Here is a 21,138-nt window from a genome sequence, read left to right on the forward strand (position 1 = left end):
AACTGTGAGGCGGAAACAATGAGTTTTATTGATAGAATTAAACCTTATCATCTAGATGTACTAAAAGAAGTGGGGAACATAGGTGCTGGAAATGCAGCGACAGCACTATCTAAACTCTTAAATAAAGTAATAGATATGAAAGTACCATCAGTTCGTGTTGTTTCATTTCAGGAAATTACTGAACTTGTTGGTGGGGCTGATAAAATTGTAGCAGCAATTTTTTTACGTATAGAGGGTGAAGCTCCTGGTAGTATGTTTTTTATGGTTCCTATTGATGAAGCAGAAGAGTTAATACGTCAATTAATTGGAAATGATCAATTCCAACTACAGGAACCACCTTTTATGGAAATTGGAGTATCAGCATTACAAGAAGTAGGGAATATCTTGGCAGGTTCATACTTATCTTCATTTTCAGACTTTACAAACTTAAACCTACAGCCTTCAGTACCTGCTTTAAGTATTGATCTTGCTGGAGCAATTTTAAGCTATGGTCTTATTGAGCTTTCACAAGTTGGAGATTACGCAATTGTTATCGATACAAAAATTACTGAATTAGATGGCAACAGTCAACAATCAACAGGTCACTTCTTCTTATTACCAGATCCCGATTCTTTCGATAAAATATTTAAGTCATTAGGAGTAGGGATCGATGAATGAAGTTGTTAAAGTAGGAATGGCAGACTTAAATATTGCAAAATATCCAAAAACAATTAGAACGTCGGGATTAGGGTCGTGCGTTGGAGTCGTTTTATATGATGATTATTCTAATATTTCAGGAATGGCACATGTTATGTTGCCGGACTCTAATTTAGGTAAATCCGGTACAGTTAATGTTGCTAAATATGCTGATACAGCGATTGTTGAACTTGTGAATAGATTAGAGAGGGCAGGACTACGTACAAGAGCACTCAAAGCAAAAATCGCAGGAGGTGCACAAATGTTTAATTTTTCCTCTACAAATGAAATGATGAGAATTGGACCTAGAAATGTTGAAGCAGTAAAGGAACAGTTGAAGAAACTAAGAATTAACATTGTTGCTGAAGATACAGGTGGAAGTAGTGGACGAACGATTGAATTCAATAATGAAACAAAGATGCTTAATATAAGAACTGTAAGTCAAGGTGTTAAGGAAATATAAATGTTTGCTGGTAATTGGCTTATAAACCTTAGTTTAGCTGTTATTGCTTTTATTTTAACTTTTATTGGCTCTTTTTTTACTAATTTAGTAACTACTTCTCTTATTCGTGGTGCCATCGCTTTTATTGTGTTTTTTCTTTTAGCGTACCTATTCAGATTTCTTTGGGGGCTTGCTCTTAAAAATAATCTTACTGAAAATACAATTGAAAATATGGATGAAACTGAAGGAACTGACATAAAACAAAAGAAGAATAATGACTCTTATGATGAATTTGAAAAAAGAACTGTGGATAAAATGAATTTAACAGATGATGAAATTGTTCGTGCTTCTGAATATGTAAAGGACTTAATGGATGATGACAAGGAGGTATAGGTATGGCAAATTCTTCTACGATTGAAGAGAAAAAGCTATGGCAAAAGTGGATGAATGACCGTGATAGCGAATCAGCTGATTCATTAATTCGCCTTTACATGCCTCTAGTAAAGTATCATGTCAATCGAATTTCTGCAGGGCTTCCTAGAAATATTAATAAAGAAGATCTTATTAGTCATGGAATGATGGGATTGTATGACGCATTAGAAAAGTTTGACGTAAATCGAGACCTTAAGTTTGATACATATGCATCTTTTAGAATAAGAGGTGCTATTCTTGATGGTTTAAGAAAAGAGGATTGGTTACCTCGTTCAATGAGAGAAAAAGCTAAAAAAATTGAAATAACAATAGAAAGATTAGAACAATTGTTAGGGCGTACTGTGAAAGTTGAAGAAATAGCAAAAGAGATAGGCATGGGTGAAGAAGAAGTAACACATGTCATGTCTGAAAGCTTTTATGCAAATATGCTATCGATGGATGAGAAGACAAACGATTCAGAACGTGATGAAACCTACAAATCGACAATTGAAGATAAGAAGATAGTGACACCAGAAGATAATGTGATGCAGGATGCCACTAGAGAAGAACTTGTCGAGGTAATAAAACAACTTAACGAACGAGAACAAATGGTCATTAGTCTTTTTTATTATGAAGAGCTTACTCTAACTGAAATAGGTCAAGTGTTAAACCTTTCTACATCTAGAATTTCACAAATACATTCAAAGGCATTATTTCGATTACAACAAGTTTTATCAAAGCCGGGTAAATAGATGTATTGATACTTGCTTTTAGTTTTCATATACTGTCTGTAAAGACGAAAAAGGATTTGAGAGCCGTGACTAAAATAGAGCAGTTTTTCAAAATCTCCATTGCAAAAAATAAAATGATGGCTACTATCGTTCAATTAAATGCTTTAAATGATGATGTTATTGTAACAAAAGAATCACTTATAGAGTTTCTAAATGAAAACGAGGTCTTATTTGGTATAGATGAAACCAAAATAGAAGACATTGTAGTAATGGTTAACGAAGAAAAAGAAATAACGGATCCTATTACAATTGCTAATGGTATCGCTCCATCTAATGGGGAAGATGCTTACTTAGTACCTGTACAGTTTTCTAGTAAACGAGAACATAGTGACAATGTACAACAAGTTGACCTGAAGAAGGTTATTGATATTCCAGCGGTAACTCAAGAGGATTTAGTTGGAGAGAAGATGGCAGCAACAGAAGGCGCTCCAGGAAGAACAGTTACCGACGAAGAAGTCCCACCACAACCAGGTAAAGATTTTATTCTAAGAGCTGGAAAGAATACTAGATTAAGTGAAGATAGAATGAAGGTTTTTGCTATTGTTGATGGTCAAGTGAGTGTTGAAAAAAAGGTTATTCATGTATATCCTGTTTATGAAATAAACGGTGATATTGATATGAGTGTTGGGAATATTGATTTTGTTGGAAACGTTAACATTAGAGGGAGTGTTCCTGCTGGTTTCTCGATTAAGGCTAAGGGAGATATCCGTATTCATGGAACTGTCGAAGCAGCTACTCTAGAATCAAATGGTTCAATCTTTGTTTCTCAAGGTATCGTAGCTCAAGGTGGGGGATTAATTAAGGCTAAACAAGATTTACATACCTCTTTTATCAACCAAGGGAATATAGTAGTAGATGGTGACATCCATGTGACACAAGGAATAATGCATAGTAATTGTACAGCAGGTGGAAGTGTCTATTGTAACGAAGGTAGAGGAAATATTGTTGGTGGTGTAACTTCTGCTGCAAAGGATATCATTGCTAAGGAAATAGGAAACTCAATGCATACAGCTACTTCTTTGTATGTTGGGACGCAAAAGCAAATATTAGAAAAAGAGAAAGAGTTAGAAAACATAATAAAAGAAGCAACGGATGAAATAGAAAAGCTTAATAAACTACTTCAGATGTATGAGCTAAAAGCTCAGAACGGTATTGCACTATCAACCAAAGAAAGAATTATGAAGCTTCGTGTACGTAGTACATTACAGTTATCGAATAGTAAAATCGAAGTTTCTCAAGAAGAATTAAAAGAATTACGAGAGCAATTAGAAGATAGTGAAAAAGGAAGCGTTATTGTAGAAGGTGCTATACATCCTAATGCCGATGTTAATTTCGGTAAGTATCGTCGGAAAATTTCGTCAAAACATCAATTCACCAAAATAACATTGGTTGATAGTGAAATTAAAGTCTTAACACTGTAGAAGTTGTTCAAAAAGGTCAAAGGATACCTTTTTGAACAACTTCTAATTATCTTAAGGAGGTTTTGGGTATGAGTTTACGTCCCGTAGAAATGCTAGGCCAAATCCCCCGTTCTCAAAGTGTAGGTAAAATCCAGGAACAAATGCAACAGCGAGGCCAGGTCGGGCAAGATATTATTACAAACGAACAAAAACAAGAAGCTGAGTTAAAAAGGAAACGAGTACTAGATTCAGAGGAAAGTAATAAAGTAAGTTTAGAAAATGATAAAGAAGGAAATGATAGTCAACAAGAATCGAAGCAAAAGAAGAAAGAAGAATTAAAGGAAGAAAAGCAAGCCACACACCCGTATAAAGGAAATTTTATAGATTTTAGTGGTTAGAAGGAGAGCGAATAATGGTCACATATTTACTAGTTATAAGTTTTATTTTACATTTAGTAACATTCCTCTGGATCATTACGCTCATGCAACGACATCAATCTCCCTCGAAAATTGATGAAGAAAAAATAAAGAGTGATATAGAGGATTTGCTTATAACATATACAACTGAATTGAAAGCCGAAAATGAGAAGTTGGCAAATGAGATAAACAAATGGAATAAATCAATTGAATCACTCCCCCAACGCAATAAATTTCAAGTAGAGAAAAACCCAGTCCAAACTGAGCAAATGCCTTTAAAGGAAAAAAAGGATGAAGTAATAATACCTCCGATTAAGAAACAAGGAAAAAAAGTATTTCAGGCATATATGAAAGAAAAAGTGGACGAGCAACGTATAGAAAATAAGTATTCTGACTATACTCCTCCTATTGAAAAGATTATTCCAGAAAAGAAAGTGGAGGAAACAGAGTCTGATAAAATAAAAAGACTCTCTGAAGAGGGACTCTCATCTGAACATATTGCTAAGAAGCTAAATATGGGCAAAGGCGAAGTAGAGTTATTTCTTAAATTTTATCAATAAATTTCCCACTATGCTTGCTAAAGAGATTTGGATATGTTATATTAATCCACGGTGTTAATCACACACGTTTTCTAATTTAAGTAAATGGTGCTGTTATCAGTCTTACTTAAAAATGATGAAAGCGGAGGACAAAAAAACCAAGAGGAGGTGTTGAATGTGGCAGTTATTTCCATGAAACAATTATTAGAAGCTGGGGTACACTTCGGTCATCAAACACGTCGTTGGAACCCAAAAATGGATCGCTACATCTTCACAGAAAGAAATGGTATTTACATTATTGACCTTCAAAAGACGGTTAAAAAAGTTGAGGAAGCTTACAATTTCGTAAGAAACCTTGCTGCTGACGGAGGAAAAGTTCTTTTCGTTGGTACTAAAAAGCAAGCTCAAGATTCAGTTAAAGAAGAAGCTGAGCGTTGTGGTATGTATTTCATCAATCAACGTTGGTTAGGTGGAACTTTAACTAACTTTGAAACAATCCAAAAACGTATTACACGTTTAAAAAAACTTGAGAAAATGCAAGAAGACGGTACTTTTGATGTGCTTCCTAAGAAAGAAGTAATTCTTCTTAACAAGGAAATGGATCGTCTTGAAAAGTTCTTAGGTGGAATTAAAGATATGAAGGGTGTACCTGATGCACTATTCGTAATTGATCCACGTAAAGAGCGCATTGCTATTGCAGAAGCTCATAAATTAAACATCCCAATCGTTGCGATTGTTGATACGAATTGTGATCCTGATGAAATTGATTACGTTATCCCTGGTAACGATGATGCAATTCGCGCTGTTAAATTATTAACTGGTAAAATGGCTGATGCTATCATCGAAGCTAACTCTGTTAATGAGCAGCAAGAAGCTGCAGTGCAAGAACAAACAGTTTAATTTAGTCTGTAAGTAAGGGTGGTAAAGGGGTATACCCTTTATCGCCTTTTTTAGTATCTATGAGTATTAAAGGGAAATAAGGACAAGCTTAAACTATTTTACATAAGTAAAAAACAAGGAGGAATTTAATATGGCAGTAACAGCAGCTATGGTAAAAGAATTACGTGAAAAAACTGGTGCAGGTATGATGGATTGTAAGAAAGCATTAACAGAAACTGATGGTGATATGGAAAAAGCAATTGATCTACTTCGTGAGAAGGGTATTGCAAAAGCAGCTAAAAAAGCAGACCGTATTGCTGCAGAAGGCTTAACTTTTGTTAAAGCTGAAGGTAACAAAGCTGCAATCGTTGAAGTAAACTCAGAAACTGACTTCGTTGCAAAAAATGACAACTTCAAAAATCTTGTTGCTGAATTAGCTGAGCATGTATTATCTCAAAACCCAGCTTCAGTCGAAGAAGCATTAACACAACCTTTCAAAGGTGCTGGAGATTCTGTACAAGAATTCATTAATACACAAATCGCTAAAATTGGAGAAAAAATCTCTTTACGTCGTTTTGAAGTTGTAGAAAAAACTGATGCTGATGCTTTCGGTGCATACTTACACATGGGTGGACGAATTGGAGTATTAACAGTATTAGAAGGAACGACTGATGAAGAGTTAGCTAAAGATATCGCAATGCACGTTGCAGCTATTAACCCAACATATGTATCACGTGATGAAGTTTCTCAAGAAGAAGTTTCACGCGAGCGTGAAGTTCTTAAGCAACAAGCTTTAAATGAAGGTAAACCAGAAAACATCGTTGAAAAAATGGTAGAAGGCCGTCTTAGCAAATACTTCGAGCAAGTATGTTTACTTGACCAACCATTTGTTAAAGATGGTGACCAAAAAGTTAGTAAGTTCGTACAGAACAAAGGTGGAAGCGTGAAGTCATTCGTTCGTTATGAAGTTGGAGAAGGAATGGAAAAACGTGAAGACAACTTCGCTGAAGAAGTAATGTCTCAAGTGAAGAAGTAATATTTGAAATAGGGGGCACTACGTGTTCCCTATTTTTAAAAATGTCAAGTTTCACTTCCAAATATCATAAATATATATTTTTTGTGCTAATTTGTTTAGATTAGGATGTTTTAGTCAACATTTAGTACATATCAACAGTTGGAGGTTATAATGAGTAAGTATAAACGTATCATATTAAAACTAAGCGGCGAAGCCTTAGCTGGAGAGCAAGGATATGGTATTGATCCTTCTATTATTCAATCAATTGCAAAACAGATTAAGGAAATTATAGAGCTTGATGTAGAAGTTGCGGTTGTTGTAGGTGGAGGAAACATCTGGAGAGGGATGGCAGGTAGTGCAAAAGGCATGGACCGTGCTACGGCTGATTACATGGGAATGTTAGCTACTGTAATGAATTCTCTAGCATTACAGGATAGTCTTGAAAATATAGAAGTAGAAACTCGTGTTCAAACTTCGATAGAGATGAGACAAGTAGCAGAGCCATATATTCGTCGAAAAGCGATTCGACACCTTGAGAAAAAGCGTGTTGTTATTTTCGCAGCAGGAACAGGTAATCCATACTTCTCAACTGACACAACTGCAGCTTTAAGAGCAGCTGAAATAGAAGCTGAAGTTATTCTAATGGCAAAAAACAAAGTTGATGGAGTATATAGTGCGGATCCAAGTGTTGATGCAACAGCTAAGAAATACCAAACGATTACATATCTAGACCTATTAAAAGATGGATTAGCTGTAATGGATTCAACTGCGTCATCACTATGTATGGATAATGATATTCAACTGATTGTATTCTCAATTATGGAAGAAGGAAACATTAAACGTGCAGTACTTGGTGAAGAAATTGGTACAATAGTAAGGGGGAACTCATAATGTCAAAAGAAGTAATCCAAGATGGAAAAGAACGTATGAAAAAAGCGATCGAATCACTTTCACGCGAATTAGCTACGTTACGTGCCGGTCGTGCGAACCCATCTATTTTAGATAAGATTGTTGTCGAATATTACGGGGCACCAACTCCGTTAAATCAATTAGCGACTATTTCAGTGCCCGAGGCAAGATTGCTTGCTATTCAGCCATTCGATAAAACATCAATCGGAGAAATTGAAAAGGCAATTCAAAAATCAGAGCTTGGCCTTACACCATCAAATGATGGAACTTTAATTCGTATCGTGATTCCTGCATTAACAGAGGAACGTCGTAAAGAATTAGTTAAACTAGTTAAAAAGTATGGTGAAGACGCGAAAGTAGCTGTTCGTAATGTAAGACGTGATACAAATGACGAACTTAAAAAGTTACAAAAAGACGGAGAAATGACAGAGGATGAGTTACGCCGTTCTACTGAAGATGTTCAAAAACTAACAGACAGTCATATCGAAGAGATTGATTCAGTTACATCAAATAAAGAAAAAGAAATCATGGAAGTATAAAGGATTTCAAGGTAAAATAGAATAATGTAATAGACCCTCTCATTTTTAGTGCATATTCAATAAGGAGGATAACGAGAGGCAGAGAAAATCGAGGAAGTATAGTTTTGGATTATTATGTATTTAGTCCAAGCACATGCTGACGAAGAGATTCACCGCCAATCGTTCTCAAGCTTATGAATATTCTCTTGTAGGGGGGTTTTTTTACACCATTTTGATGTAAAAGATGAGATTGTTGGTGGAGGACATACAAATGCTTGAAAAATTTTCGAAGTGGAAAGCGGAGCGTGAAACAAAATCTCCTTCATACGATGTAGGAACTGAAAATGTTCCTAAACATGTGGCGATAATAATGGATGGTAATGGCAGATGGGCTAAGAACCGTGGGTTACCTAGAGTGGCTGGTCACCGTGAGGGAATGAAAGTTATTAATAAAATAGTATCAAAATCAAACGAAATTGGTGTAGAGGTACTAACTCTCTATGCATTTTCAACGGAAAACTGGAAGCGCCCGAAAACAGAGGTTGATTTTTTAATGAGGCTACCCGAACGATTTTTGAGCATTGAGCTTCCGAAATTAATCGAGGAAAATGTGAGAGTCCGTTTAATGGGTAGTACAGAAAATTTACCAGATCATACTTTACGTGCAGTAGAAACTGCAGTTGAGAAGACAAAACATAATACAGGACTTATTTTAAACTTCGCATTAAATTACGGAAGTCGTTTTGAAATGGTAAAGGCTGTTCAAAAAATTGTTGAAAAGGCAAAGGATAACCACATATCAGTAGAAGAAATTGATGAATCAATTATTGCTAGTCATCTAATGACAAATAATTTAAGAGACCCTGACTTATTAATTCGTACGAGCGGTGAAGTAAGATTAAGCAATTTTATGCTTTGGCAATTGGCTTATAGTGAATTTTGGTTTACAGAAGTACTTTGGCCTGACTTTACAGAAGACCATTATGTTGAAGCAATACGTGTATATCAGAATAGAGCTCGGAGATACGGAGGCGTTTAGACAAAGGAGGAATGACATGAAGCAGCGTATCATTACTGGAATAATTGGTGGGGCTCTATTTCTAAGCTTAGTAGTAGTGGGTGGACTGCCGTTTACTATTTTTATTGTATTCGTAGCATCATTAGCTATGATGGAGCTACTAAGAATGAAAAAGATACCTCCTATTTCTTTTATTGGTTTCGTTAGTCTATTAATGATGTGGTTATTAGTTGTACCGGCCCATTGGGTAGACTTTGGTGTAATATCCCACTTGTCAAAAGTGGAAATATTCATTTTTATGATTATATTTTTATTGATGTTAACGGTATTGACTAAAAATACGTTTACGTTTGATGAAGTAGGATTTGTTATATTATCTTCAGTGTATGTTGGCTTTGGTTTTCATTATTTAATTATGAGTAGAGCTATTGAAGGCAATGGAATGGCTATCGTTTTTTTTGTATTATTTGCAATTTGGGCTACTGATTCAGGAGCTTATTTCGTTGGTCGTTCTTTAGGGAAACGTAAACTTTGGCCTGATATAAGCCCGAAGAAAACAATTGAGGGCTCAATTGGAGGGATCATTTGTGCACTTTTTATTGGTGTTATATTTCAATGGGTATCTCCAGTATTTGACTCTTGGGTAATTATGACATTAGTCGTGTTTGTAACTTCTATATTTGGACAATTAGGGGATTTAGTTGAATCGGCATTAAAGCGACATTATTCGGTAAAAGATTCAGGAAATGTACTACCTGGACACGGAGGCATTTTAGACCGTTTTGATAGCTTAATTTATGTCATGCCAATTTTATATTTGCTACAATTAATATAAAGCCCCATAAATACATATATTTTTATAGAGGATGGATCGGATGAAAAAAATTAGCTTATTAGGGTCTACAGGTTCAATCGGAACGCAAACCTTGGATATTCTTGAACAACATCCAGATAAATTTTCTCTTGTGGCTATGTCAATAGGAAAGAATATGGAACTAGCACTTGAACAAATTAAAAAGTTTTCTCCGAAGTTAGTTTCAGTTGCTACAAAAGAAATTGCAGAAGAAATGAAACTACTTGTTCCCCCATCAACGAAAATAGTTTATGGTGAGGATGGATTACTTGAAGCGGCAACATATCATGAAGCTACTATTTTAGTGAATGCCGTTATAGGAAGTGTGGGGCTTGGACCTACTCTAGCAGCAATTAGAGAAGGTAAAACAATAGCGATTGCTAATAAAGAAACGTTGGTAACTGCTGGTCATATCGTGACGGAAATGGCAAAAAAATATAACGTGCCTTTACTTCCTGTAGATAGTGAACATTCTGCTATTTTTCAATCACTAGAAGGACAAGATAAATCAGCTATTGAAAAATTAATTTTAACAGCATCCGGTGGAAGTTTCAGAGATAAAACACGTGAAGAATTAACTAGAGTAACAGTAAAAGAAGCGCTTAACCATCCCAATTGGTCAATGGGTGCGAAAATAACAATTGACTCTGCTACGATGATGAATAAAGGGCTTGAGGTAATTGAGGCTCACTGGCTATTTAAGGTGCCATATGAGAAAATTGAAGTATTATTGCATAAAGAAAGTATTATTCACTCCATGGTTGAATATATCGATAGAAGTGTCATTGCACAACTAGGTACACCAGATATGAGAGTTCCGATTCAATACGCATTAAGCTACCCTAGTAGACTTGAATTGCCACAGACAGATAGGTTAAACTTATCGGATATTGGAGCATTACATTTTGGGAAGCCGGATTTTGAACGTTATCGATGCTTACAATTTGCATACGAAGCAGGAAGAATTGGTGGTACACTGCCGACTGTTCTAAATGCAGCGAATGAAGTAGCAGTTGCAGAATTCTTGGCTGGAAAGGTATCGTTTTTAGGAATTGAGGACCTAATTGAACAAGCGCTTGAACGACACGATGTTATTCATTCTCCAAATTTAGAGGAAATAATTACTGTTGATAAAGAAACAAGAACGTTTGTATTATCAGCAGTTACTAATTAAAGACGAGAGTCACTTCAATGAAAGTGAGGATTGGCTTATTCATTAAAAGGACGGAGGTACTAAGTGAATACACTAATTTCGATTATTATTATTTTTGGATTGCTCGTATTTATCCACGAATGGGGGCATCTATATTTTGCCAAAAGGGCTGGAATACTTTGTCGTGAGTTTGCGATTGGCTTTGGACCTAAAATTTTCTCATTTAAAAAGGATGAAACAGTATATACGATTCGTTTACTCCCGTTAGGTGGATTTGTTCGAATGGCAGGGGAGGATCCTGAGTCAATTCAAATAAAACCAGGCTTTGAAGTTGGACTTGTTTTTAATGGAAATAATAAAGTTTCACAAATAATCGTGAATAACAAATCAAAGCATCAAGACGCAAAGGTTGTTACTGTCGAGCACATTGATTTAGAAAGAGAGCTAGTTATTACTGCTTATGAAGATGATGTGCTGCAAAAGTTTAAGGTTGATGAAAAAGCAGAACTAATCTACGATGAGCAACCGACACAAATTGCTCCATATGACCGACAGTTTGGTTCAAAGACTATACCTCAAAGGGCTATGGCAATTTTTGCTGGTCCATTAATGAATTTTGTACTAGCATTTGTGATTTTGACGATCTTTGCCCTTTTACAAGGGACACCTGTAGACCAATCAAAAGTTGGGATGATTTCTCCAGAAGGAGCTGCATTTGAAGCAGGGTTACAGGAAAATGACCGAATACTAGCTATAAATGGTCAAAGGCTTGAAACATGGAATGATTTAACTACAGTAATTCAGCAACATCCAAATCAGGAACTAACTTTTGAAATTGAAAGAGACGGTATGCAAAGTACTGTTCAAGTAACTCCTGATGAGAGAGTTGGACAACATGGTGATAAAGAGGGCTTTATCGGTGTCGGCCAAGCGACTGAATTTTCTATCTTAGGTTCTGTAAAATATGGTGTAACAGAAACATACATGTTTACAGTTTTGATTCTTGAAGCTCTTGGTATGCTAGTGACTGGTCAATTTTCATTAGATCATTTAGCAGGGCCGGTTGGGATTTATAACTATACTGGTGAGGCTGCAGCTATGGGGATTTTCGTGTTAATGAAGTGGGCAGCGATTTTAAGTGTTAACTTAGGTATTATCAACCTATTACCACTTCCTGCATTAGATGGTGGTCGATTAATGTTTATTGGATTAGAAGCTGTTAGAGGCAAACCTGTTGATCCACAAAAAGAAGGAATGGTTCACTTTATCGGATTTGCACTTTTAATGTTATTGATGCTTGTTGTAACATGGAACGATATTAATAAGTTTTTCTTATAGAATTTATATGAAAACTAGTCCCCTTTTGAAAAAGCATTTAAAAGGGGGACTTTTCTATGAATTGTAATTTGAAGTCTACTAGTTGGAGAAGGAAGGGACATTTTATGAAACAAAGCTTATATATGCTTCCAACATTACGTGATGTACCTGCTGATGCAGAGATTTCTAGTCACCAGTTAATGTTGAGAGCCGGTATGATCCGTCAAACTGCTTCCGGTATTTATTCGTATTTACCATTAGGAAAGCGTGTATTAAAAAAGGTTGAAGAAATTATACGTGAGGAAATGGATAATTCCAGTGCACAGGAAGTTCTAATGCCTGCGATTCAACCAGCAGAGCTGTGGGAAGAGTCAGGACGCTTAGCAGATTATGGTCCTGAGTTAATGCGTTTAAAAGACCGGCATGAACGTGACTTCGTATTAGGTGCTACTCATGAGGAAGTTATTACGAGTTTAGTACGTGATGATATTAAATCCTATAAGAAACTACCTGTAAACCTCTATCAAATTCAAACGAAGTATCGTGATGAGCGTAGACCACGCTTTGGAGTGTTACGTTCTCGTGAGTTTATTATGAAGGATGCTTATTCCTTTGATACATCTCAAGAAGGTCTTGATGAAAGCTATCAAAACATGTATAACGCTTATGAGAGGATTTTTTCTAGATGTGGCTTAAACTATAGAGCGGTTGAAGCTGATAGCGGGGCTATTGGTGGAACTGATACGCACGAATTTATGGTGTTATCAGAAGTAGGAGAAGATACAATTGCTTACTCTGATTCTTCAGATTTTGCAGCAAATATTGAGATTGCGCCTGTAAAAGGAAATTATGAAAAGAGTGGAGAAGCTTTAGAAACTCTTGAAAAAATTGAAACACCTAATATGAAATCGATCGAAGAATTAGTATCTTCGTTAAATGTTGATGCGAAGCAGTTAATTAAATCTATTTTATTTATTGTAAATGAGGAACCTGTTTTAGTATTAGTACGTGGAGATCATGAAATTAATGATATTAAAGTTTCAAATCTATTTGACAAAGCAACGGTGGAGTTAGCAACAGCAGAAGAAACACAAAACTATATGAAGTGTAAAGTTGGTTATGTAGGACCTATTCATGTTCCTGATGGGGTTAAGGTTGTAGCTGATGAAGCTGTCGAATATGTTGTTAATGGGATTTGTGGAGCTAACGAAGTAGATTTCCACTATAAAAATGTTAATGTAGAACGTGACTTTAACGTTGAGCAATTTGCAGATTTACGTTTTATTAAAGAAGGAGATCCATCACCTTGTGGAAATGGTACGATTCAATTTGCTAAAGGTGTTGAGGTAGGTCATGTATTTAAGTTAGGAACTAAATATAGTGAGGCTCTTGGAGCTACTTACTTAGATGAAAATGGGAAGTCTCAAACGATGATTATGGGCTGTTATGGTATTGGAGTGTCAAGAACAGTTGCTGCTGTTGTTGAACAATGTCACGATGAGAACGGAATCGTATGGCCACCTTCAGTAGCTCCATTTGCTATTCATTTAATTGCAATAAATGTAAAGAATGAAGAGCAAAAACAATTAAGTGATAGCCTTTATGACGAGTTAAAGTCAAATGGCTTTTCTGTTCTATACGATGATAGAAATGAAAGAGCTGGTGTAAAATTCAAAGATTCTGATTTAGTTGGTTTACCGATTCGTATTGGTGTTGGGAAGCGGGCGTCTGAAGGAATTGTAGAAGTGAAGATTCGAAAAACTGGTGAAATGCTTGAAGTAGAAGTGGACAAGCTATTGACAACATTAAAAGAAGAACTACAAAAGCTAGAAAATTAAAGAATGGGTTAATATAAGTAGCAATGTCTATCATTGCTTCAGGGGATGTCTAAGAGGCATCCCCATTCCCTTTTCTATACTTAAACTACTAAGGGGGAGAAACTAGTGAGTCAAGAAGATTTGAGGAAAGAACGGTTCCAACTGTTACTCGAGCAAATCCTATTACCTACAGATGTACTAGAAAAACAATTTCAGCACGGAAAAATAGAAAAACTCACGATATATAAAGAAAAAAAGCAATGGCACTTTCTTTTTCGTTTAGAATCAGTTCTGCCCGTTTTAGTGTACCAGCTATTTGCTGAAAGGATTAGATTATCTTTTGAGCATATTGCCTCTGTTTCTTTTACTATCTCCTATGAAAATAATGAGGTAAGTGAAACTGTATTACATGATTATTGGGAAACGATGGTCACTCAGCTTGATGGAATATCAAACGGGTTAAAGGGATTATTAGAAAGTCAAAAGCCTAAGCTTGTTAATGGAAGACAGTTAATAGTTGAAGTGCGAAATGAAACAGAAGCAGTCGCATTAAAACGAAAACTTCCAATACCATTACATGATGTGTTACGTCAATTTGGCTTTCCAGAATTTTTAGTTGAAGCAGAAGTAAAGGAATCAGCACAAGAGTTTGAAAAATTCGTAGAGCAGAGACAGCAAGAGGATCACTCAAAGGTTATTGAAGCGATGCTTGAAAAGAAAAAGGTTGAGCAAAAGGCTGGAAATAGAGATTCAAATGAGGCATTTGTACTTGGGTACCCTATTAAAGATGAACCAGTCCCTCTCGAATCAATTGTTGATGAGGAACGTCGAATAACTGTACAAGGGTACGTATTCTTTGCTGAAACTCGTGAACTACGAAGTGGTAGAACTCTTCTTACGTTTAAAATTACCGACTATACAGATTCAATTCTTGTAAAAATATTCTCTCGAGATAAAGAGGATGTACCATTACTAGAGTCAGTAAAAAAAGGAATGTGGCTTAAAGTACGAGGCGGAATTCAAAATGATACCTTTGTTCGTGATTTGGTTATGATTGCTAATGACATCAATCAAGTGAAGGCTATTGAACGTGTTGATAAAGCGCCAGATGACGGAAAGCGAGTAGAGCTACATCTTCATACAACAATGAGTCAAATGGATGGTATTACGTCTGCAGGTCGTTATGTAGAGCAAGCCGCTAAGTGGGGACATAAAGCTATTGCCATTACAGATCATGGTGTTGTTCAATCTTATCCTGAGGCCTATTCAGTTGGTAAAAAGAATGGGATTAAGGTCTTATTTGGTTTAGAAGCAAACTTAGTCGATGATGGTGTACCTATTGCCTACAATGAAGCTAATCGCAATCTACAAGAAGATACCTTTGTTGTATTTGACGTTGAAACAACTGGACTATCAGCAGTTTATAATACAATAATTGAGCTGGCAGCAGTAAAAATTATAAATGGAGAAATAATAGACCGCTTTGAATCATTTGCTGACCCTCATGAACCACTATCAAAAATTATTATCGAACTTACAGGGATAACAGATGATATGGTTCAAGGTGCACCAGAAGTAGACCAAGTACTGAAGGATTTCCATGAATTTGTTGGTGATGCAGTACTCGTTGCACATAACGCTAGCTTTGATATGGGATTCTTAAATGTAGGCTATCGAAAAATTGGATTAGGAGAAGCAACAAATCCAGTAGTAGATACATTAGAACTAGGTCGATTTTTATACCCTGAGTTAAAAAACCACCGTCTAAATACATTGTGTAAGAAGTTTGATATAGAGCTAGTCAGTCACCATAGAGCAATTTATGATGCAGAAGCAACAGGCTATTTATTATGGAAAATGGTAAAAGATGCAGCCGAACGAGAAATACTGTATCATGACCAACTCAATAATAATATGGGAAAAGGTGATTTTCATCGCCTACGTCCATCCCACTGTATTTTACTTGCTCAAAATCAGGAAGGCTTAAAAAATCTTTATCAGTTAGTTTCATTATCCCATATTGAATACTTCTTCCGTACACCAAGAATTCCACGCTCAGCTCTACAAAAATATCGTAATGGGATATTAGTTGGCACTGCTTGTGATAAAGGTGAAGTATTTGAAGGTATGATGCAAAAGTCTCCAGAAGAGGTTGAAGAGATTGCTAAGTTCTATGATTATTTGGAGATTCAGCCTTTGTCTAATTATGAACACCTTATTGAACGGGAACTAGTGAAAAACGAAGCATCACTACAGGAGATTGTTACTAATATAGTTACACTAGGAGAAAAGTTAGATAAGCCAGTAGTTGCTACTGGGAATGTTCATTATTTAGAACCGAATGATTATATTTATCGAAAAATATTAATAGCTTCGCAAGGTGGGGCAAATCCATTAAATAAGCAAAAGTTACCTGAAGTTCATTTGAGAACAACAGATGAAATGCTTGAATGCTTTGAGTTTTTAGGGGAGGAAAAGGCAAAGAAGGTTGTTGTAGACGACCCACAATATATTGCAGAACAAATCGAAGAAATTCAGCCGATTCCAGATGATTTATATACACCGAAAATTGAAGGTGCTGACGAAGAAATTAGGGAAATGAGTTATTCTCGAGCAAAAAGTATTTATGGGGAAGATTTACCAGAAATTGTAGAAGCACGAATTGAAAAGGAATTAAAGAGTATCATTGGACACGGATTTGCTGTAATCTATCTTATTTCTCATAAACTTGTGAATAAGTCATTAAATGATGGTTACCTCGTTGGCTCCCGTGGATCGGTTGGTTCATCATTGGTTGCGACGTTGACCGAAATTACCGAGGTTAATCCGTTACCCCCTCACTATGTATGTCCAGATTGTCACCATTCTCACTTTTTTGACGATGGTTCAGTAGGATCAGGTTATGATTTACCAGATAAGGACTGCACAGAGTGTGGGGCGATATATGTAAAAGATGGACAAGATATACCATTCGAAACATTCCTAGGCTTTAAAGGGGATAAAGTTCCTGATATCGATTTAAACTTCTCAGGTGACTATCAGCCAAGAGCACATAACTACACAAAAGAATTATTTGGTGAGGAATATGTGTATCGCGCAGGAACGATTGGTACAGTTGCAGAGAAAACAGCCTATGGATATGTCAAAGGATATCAAAGTGACCATGATTTATTAATGCGTTCTGCTGAAATTGATAGACTTGTTGCTGGCTGTACCGGTGTTAAACGAACAACTGGTCAGCATCCAGGTGGGATAATTGTTGTGCCAGATTATATGGATATTCATGATTTTTGCCCAATTCAATTCCCTGCGGACGATAAAAATTCTGAATGGAAAACAACCCATTTTGATTTCCATTCGATCCATGATAATCTTCTCAAACTTGATATTTTAGGCCATGATGACCCAACAGTTATTAGAATGCTTCAGGATTTAAGTGGAATTGATCCTAAGACAATCCCAACAGACGATACTGAAGTCATGAAAATATTTAGTGGTCCTGATGTATTAGGGGTTACTGAAGAAGATATTTTATGTAAAACTGGAACGTACGGAATACCAGAATTTGGTACGCGATTTGTTCGTCAAATGTTAGAAGAAACGAAGCCAAGTACTTTCTCTGAACTCGTCCAGATTTCGGGATTATCTCACGGAACTGATGTTTGGTTAAATAATGCTAATGAACTCATTTATAGTGGGACATGTGAGTTAAAGGACGTAATCGGTTGTCGTGATGATATAATGGTTTATTTAATTTACAAAGGGCTAGAACCTTCTTTAGCGTTCAAAATTATGGAGTTTGTACGTAAAGGAAAAGGGCTCCAAGAGGAATGGATTGAAGAAATGAAGAAACATGATGTACCAGATTGGTACATAGGTTCATGCTTAAAAATTAAGTATATGTTCCCTAAAGCACATGCGGCAGCATATGTATTGATGGCGGTACGTATTGCTTATTTTAAAGTCCATTTTCCGGTGCTATATTATGCAGCATACTTTACTGTTCGTGCTGATGATTTTGACTTGGATACGATGATTCGAGGATCTGCTGCTATAAAAGGAAAAATAGAAGAAATTAATGCGAAGGGCTTAGAGGCGTCACCTAAAGAGAAAAACGTGCTTCTAGTTTTAGAACTAGCCTTGGAAATGTGTGAGCGTGGTTTTTCATTCCAAAAGGTAGACTTGTATCGTTCTAGCGCAAATGAATTTATCGTTGAAGGAAATAGTTTATTACCTCCATTTAATGCACTTACGGGTGTGGGAACGAATGCAGCACATAATATTGTAAAAGCAAGAGGAGAAAAGCATTTCCTTTCGAAAGAAGATTTACAACAACGTAGTAAGTTAACGAAAACAGTTCTAGAACATTTAGACGATCATGGATGTTTAACTGATTTACCAGATTCGAATCAACTTTCATTGTTCTAATTGTTAGTTTCTAAAGCAGTTGCACGCCTTTATTACAAGGATTTGTGAGAGTTGGCTAACACGCCCATTCCTTGCATTTGTTCACCGGTTATGATATTGTATTTATGGTAATACTTAGAATAGTGAACGGGGAAAGAGTGGGGCAACCCACTCTTTCGTTTATTCTATACACAATTCTGTATGAATTTATCAACTTGAAATTAGGAAAAATAATTATATAACTGTTCCTTCTCAAAATAAAGTCTCGATGATGATAAATTGAATGAGTATTTAAGGAAAGCAATTAGGAGGTTTAGTTTCATATGAGCAAGAAAGCAACTGATATCACAGAAGAACTAGTATTACCAATATTAGAGGAACTGAATTTAGAGCTAGTTGATGTGGAGTTCAAAAAAGAAGGAAAAAATTGGTTTTTGCGAGTGTATATTGATAGCGAAACAGGTGTAGATATAGAGGATTGTGGAACTGTTAGTGAAAAATTAAGTGAAAAGCTTGATGAGACAGATCCGATTGAACAAGCATATTTTTTAGAGGTTTCATCACCAGGTGCTGAACGACCATTGAAAAAAGAAAAAGATCTTTATAAATCGATTGGTAAGAATGTTTATGTCACTACATATGAGCAAATTGAAGGTGAAAAGGCCTTTGAAGGAAAACTTGCAGATTTTGATGGTGAAAAGCTAACTATACAAATTTTGATTAAAACTCGTACAAAAGAAATTGAAATTCCATACGACAAAATGGCAAGTGCTAGACTTGCTGTTGTCTTTTAACTTGAAAGGGGGAGAAACATTCCATGAATAGCGATTTTATGGATGCATTAATAACATTAGAAAGAGAAAAAGGTATTGACAAAGATGTCATTATCGAAGCGATTGAAGCAGCCCTTATATCTGGATATAAAAGAAACTTTAGCCAAGCACAGAACGTAAGAGTTGATATTAACCGTGAAAACGGAAGTATTCGAGTGTTTGCTAGAAAGACAGTTGTAGAAGAAGTGTTTGATGCACGTTTAGAAATCTCATTAGAGGATGCAAAAAACATGAATCCTAACTATGAGGTAGATGATGTTGTAGAAATTGAAGTAACACCTAAAGACTTCGGGCGTATTGCTGCTCAAACTGCTAAACAGGTTGTAACTCAACGTGTACGTGAAGCTGAAAGAGGGATTATTTACTCAGACTTCATTGACAGAGAAGAAGATATTATGACTGGTATTGTTCAAAGACAGGATAGTCGTTTCATTTATGTTGATTTAGGTAAAGTAGAAGCTCTTCTTCCATTAGGTGAACAAATGCCAAATGAACAATATCATCATAATGATCGAATTAAAGCCTTTATTACAAAGGTAGAAAAGACGACAAAAGGGCCTCAAATACTTATTTCACGTAGTCATCCTGGTTTATTAAAGCGTTTATTTGAACTTGAAGTTCCTGAAATTTATGAAGGTATTGTTGAGATTAAATCGGTAGCTCGTGAAGCTGGAGATCGTTCAAAAATTGCAGTCTATGCGGAAAACCCTGAGGTTGATCCTGTTGGTGCATGTGTTGGGCAAAAAGGGCAACGTGTGCAAGCAATTGTTAACGAACTTAAAGGTGAAAAGATTGACATTGTACGTTGGTCAGAAGACCCAGTGGAATACGTAGCAAATGCACTAAGTCCTTCGAAGGTAATTAAAGTAAATGTAAATGTAGAAGAGAAAATGACTCAAGTTATCGTTCCAGACTATCAATTATCACTAGCAATTGGTAAAAGAGGTCAAAATGCTCGCTTAGCTGCTAAGCTAACTGGTTGGAAGGTTGATATTAAGAGTGAGTCTGAAGCAGGAGAATTAGGATTACTTGATGCAAGTGAAGAGTTTAATGATGTTGTTCTTGATGAAGATACTTCAGGTGTTGAGGTAGAAGAGAATAGTGAAATGTCTGATGTAACTGAAGAAGAGCTAGAGCAATCGTAAGGGAGGTGGGGCAGTATGAAGCAACGAAAAGTTCCACTTCGAAAATGTATTGTTACAAATGAAATGAAGCCCAAAAAAGAACTTATACGTGTAGTTCGTTCCCCTGAAGGAGAAGTTTCAATTGATCCTTCTGGTAAAAAAAATGGTCGTGGCGCTTACATAAGTAATAGTCAGGAATGTTTTGAATTGGCTAAGAAGAAAGATGTGTTATCAAGGCATCTGAATGTTAAAGTTAGCGATGAAATATACGACCAACTTGAGGTAGCAAGAGCGAAGGTTGTTAAGAAATGACTGAAAAATGGTATTCATTATTAGGATTAGCAGCTAGAGCCCGTCAGTTAATTTCAGGGGAAGAATTAGTTCTTAAAGATGTGAAGCGAAACAAAACAAAATTAGTCTTACTTTCTAATGATGCCTCAGAAGGTACAAAGAAGAAAGTAACTGACAAATGTACCTTCTATAAAGTTCCTTTACGTATAATAGGAACAAGAGAAGAACTAGGGCGAGCGATCGGTAAAGAAGAACGAGTTGTAGTAGGTGTAATCGATGCAGGCTTTGCTAAGAAGTTGATGACACTTATCGAACAATAGACGTGGAGGT

General features: G+C 36.1%; 21 protein-coding genes. All 21 read left to right on the forward strand.

The window, feature by feature from the left end; all coding sequences use genetic code 11:
• Positions 1 to 18: 18 nt before the first annotated feature.
• The 21 genes from CD003_RS02875 to CD003_RS02975 all read left to right on the forward strand — a co-directional run bounded on the left by CD003_RS02875 (position 19) and on the right by CD003_RS02975 (position 21,128).
• Positions 19 to 657 carry a chemotaxis protein CheC gene (locus tag CD003_RS02875; protein WP_096199381.1) on the forward strand — a complete coding sequence of 213 codons (639 nt, stop codon included), beginning with the start codon at positions 19 to 21 and terminating at the stop codon, positions 655 to 657.
• Positions 650 to 1,138: a chemotaxis protein CheD gene (locus tag CD003_RS02880; RefSeq protein ID WP_096199382.1), complete on the forward strand. Its 489-nt coding sequence runs from the start codon at positions 650 to 652 to the stop codon at positions 1,136 to 1,138. The genes CD003_RS02875 and CD003_RS02880 overlap by 8 nt, the downstream gene beginning before the upstream one ends.
• Complete coding sequence (locus CD003_RS02885; RefSeq protein ID WP_096199383.1) at positions 1,139 to 1,510, forward strand: hypothetical protein; 372 nt, start codon at positions 1,139 to 1,141, stop codon at positions 1,508 to 1,510.
• A gap of 2 nt (positions 1,511 to 1,512) precedes the next feature.
• Positions 1,513 to 2,280 (forward strand): FliA/WhiG family RNA polymerase sigma factor, encoded by a 768-nt coding sequence (locus tag CD003_RS02890; RefSeq protein WP_096199384.1) that lies wholly within the window; start codon positions 1,513 to 1,515, stop codon positions 2,278 to 2,280.
• A 65-nt stretch (positions 2,281 to 2,345) separates the two neighbouring features.
• On the forward strand, positions 2,346 to 3,740 hold the full coding sequence (locus CD003_RS02895; protein WP_096199385.1) for a FapA family protein: 1,395 nt from the start codon (positions 2,346 to 2,348) through the stop codon (positions 3,738 to 3,740).
• 68 nt (positions 3,741 to 3,808) lie between these two features.
• Positions 3,809 to 4,117 carry a hypothetical protein gene (locus tag CD003_RS02900; protein WP_096199386.1) on the forward strand — a complete coding sequence of 103 codons (309 nt, stop codon included), beginning with the start codon at positions 3,809 to 3,811 and terminating at the stop codon, positions 4,115 to 4,117.
• 14 nt (positions 4,118 to 4,131) lie between these two features.
• Entirely contained in the window at positions 4,132 to 4,695 is a 564-nt protein-coding gene (locus CD003_RS02905) for a hypothetical protein (protein ID WP_096199387.1), read from the forward strand.
• Between the two features lie 156 nt (positions 4,696 to 4,851).
• Complete coding sequence (gene rpsB, locus CD003_RS02910) at positions 4,852 to 5,574, forward strand: 30S ribosomal protein S2 (RefSeq protein ID WP_096199388.1); 723 nt, start codon at positions 4,852 to 4,854, stop codon at positions 5,572 to 5,574.
• A 130-nt stretch (positions 5,575 to 5,704) separates the two neighbouring features.
• Positions 5,705 to 6,589, forward strand: coding sequence for a translation elongation factor Ts (gene tsf / locus CD003_RS02915; protein ID WP_096199389.1), 885 nt, complete (start codon positions 5,705 to 5,707; stop codon positions 6,587 to 6,589).
• Positions 6,590 to 6,739: 150 nt separating this feature from the next.
• Positions 6,740 to 7,459: a UMP kinase gene (pyrH, locus tag CD003_RS02920; RefSeq protein WP_096199390.1), complete on the forward strand. Its 720-nt coding sequence runs from the start codon at positions 6,740 to 6,742 to the stop codon at positions 7,457 to 7,459.
• The gene (frr, locus tag CD003_RS02925; protein WP_096199391.1) at positions 7,459 to 8,016 is read left to right on the forward strand and encodes a ribosome recycling factor; all 558 of its coding nucleotides are present in this window, start codon (positions 7,459 to 7,461) and stop codon (positions 8,014 to 8,016) included. The genes pyrH and frr overlap by 1 nt, the downstream gene beginning before the upstream one ends.
• Positions 8,017 to 8,266: 250 nt before the next feature.
• Positions 8,267 to 9,034: an isoprenyl transferase gene (locus CD003_RS02930; protein ID WP_096199392.1), complete on the forward strand. Its 768-nt coding sequence runs from the start codon at positions 8,267 to 8,269 to the stop codon at positions 9,032 to 9,034.
• A 16-nt stretch (positions 9,035 to 9,050) separates the two neighbouring features.
• Positions 9,051 to 9,848, forward strand: coding sequence for a phosphatidate cytidylyltransferase (locus CD003_RS02935; protein WP_096199393.1), 798 nt, complete (start codon positions 9,051 to 9,053; stop codon positions 9,846 to 9,848).
• Between the two features lie 40 nt (positions 9,849 to 9,888).
• A complete protein-coding gene (locus CD003_RS02940; protein WP_096199394.1) occupies positions 9,889 to 11,040 on the forward strand; it encodes a 1-deoxy-D-xylulose-5-phosphate reductoisomerase in 1,152 nt (383 codons plus the stop codon).
• 63 nt (positions 11,041 to 11,103) lie between these two features.
• Complete coding sequence (gene rseP, locus CD003_RS02945; RefSeq protein WP_096199395.1) at positions 11,104 to 12,357, forward strand: RIP metalloprotease RseP; 1,254 nt, start codon at positions 11,104 to 11,106, stop codon at positions 12,355 to 12,357.
• A 104-nt stretch (positions 12,358 to 12,461) separates the two neighbouring features.
• Positions 12,462 to 14,174, forward strand: a complete 1,713-nt coding sequence (locus CD003_RS02950) for a proline--tRNA ligase (RefSeq protein WP_096202231.1) — start codon at positions 12,462 to 12,464, stop codon at positions 14,172 to 14,174.
• A gap of 105 nt (positions 14,175 to 14,279) precedes the next feature.
• The gene (locus CD003_RS02955) at positions 14,280 to 18,581 is read left to right on the forward strand and encodes a PolC-type DNA polymerase III (protein WP_096199396.1); all 4,302 of its coding nucleotides are present in this window, start codon (positions 14,280 to 14,282) and stop codon (positions 18,579 to 18,581) included.
• Between the two features lie 302 nt (positions 18,582 to 18,883).
• Complete coding sequence (rimP, locus tag CD003_RS02960; protein ID WP_096199397.1) at positions 18,884 to 19,354, forward strand: ribosome maturation factor RimP; 471 nt, start codon at positions 18,884 to 18,886, stop codon at positions 19,352 to 19,354.
• Between the two features lie 23 nt (positions 19,355 to 19,377).
• A complete protein-coding gene (nusA, locus tag CD003_RS02965; RefSeq protein WP_096199398.1) occupies positions 19,378 to 20,538 on the forward strand; it encodes a transcription termination factor NusA in 1,161 nt (386 codons plus the stop codon).
• A 15-nt stretch (positions 20,539 to 20,553) separates the two neighbouring features.
• Complete coding sequence (gene rnpM, locus CD003_RS02970) at positions 20,554 to 20,829, forward strand: RNase P modulator RnpM (RefSeq protein ID WP_096199399.1); 276 nt, start codon at positions 20,554 to 20,556, stop codon at positions 20,827 to 20,829.
• Positions 20,826 to 21,128 carry a YlxQ family RNA-binding protein gene (locus CD003_RS02975; protein ID WP_096199400.1) on the forward strand — a complete coding sequence of 101 codons (303 nt, stop codon included), beginning with the start codon at positions 20,826 to 20,828 and terminating at the stop codon, positions 21,126 to 21,128. Before rnpM ends, CD003_RS02975 begins: the two co-directional genes overlap by 4 nt.
• Positions 21,129 to 21,138: the final 10 nt, after the last annotated feature.

It is taken from the genome of Bacillus sp. FJAT-45350 (genome assembly GCF_002335805.1).
GTDB lineage: Bacteria > Bacillota > Bacilli > Bacillales > NISU01 > FJAT-45350.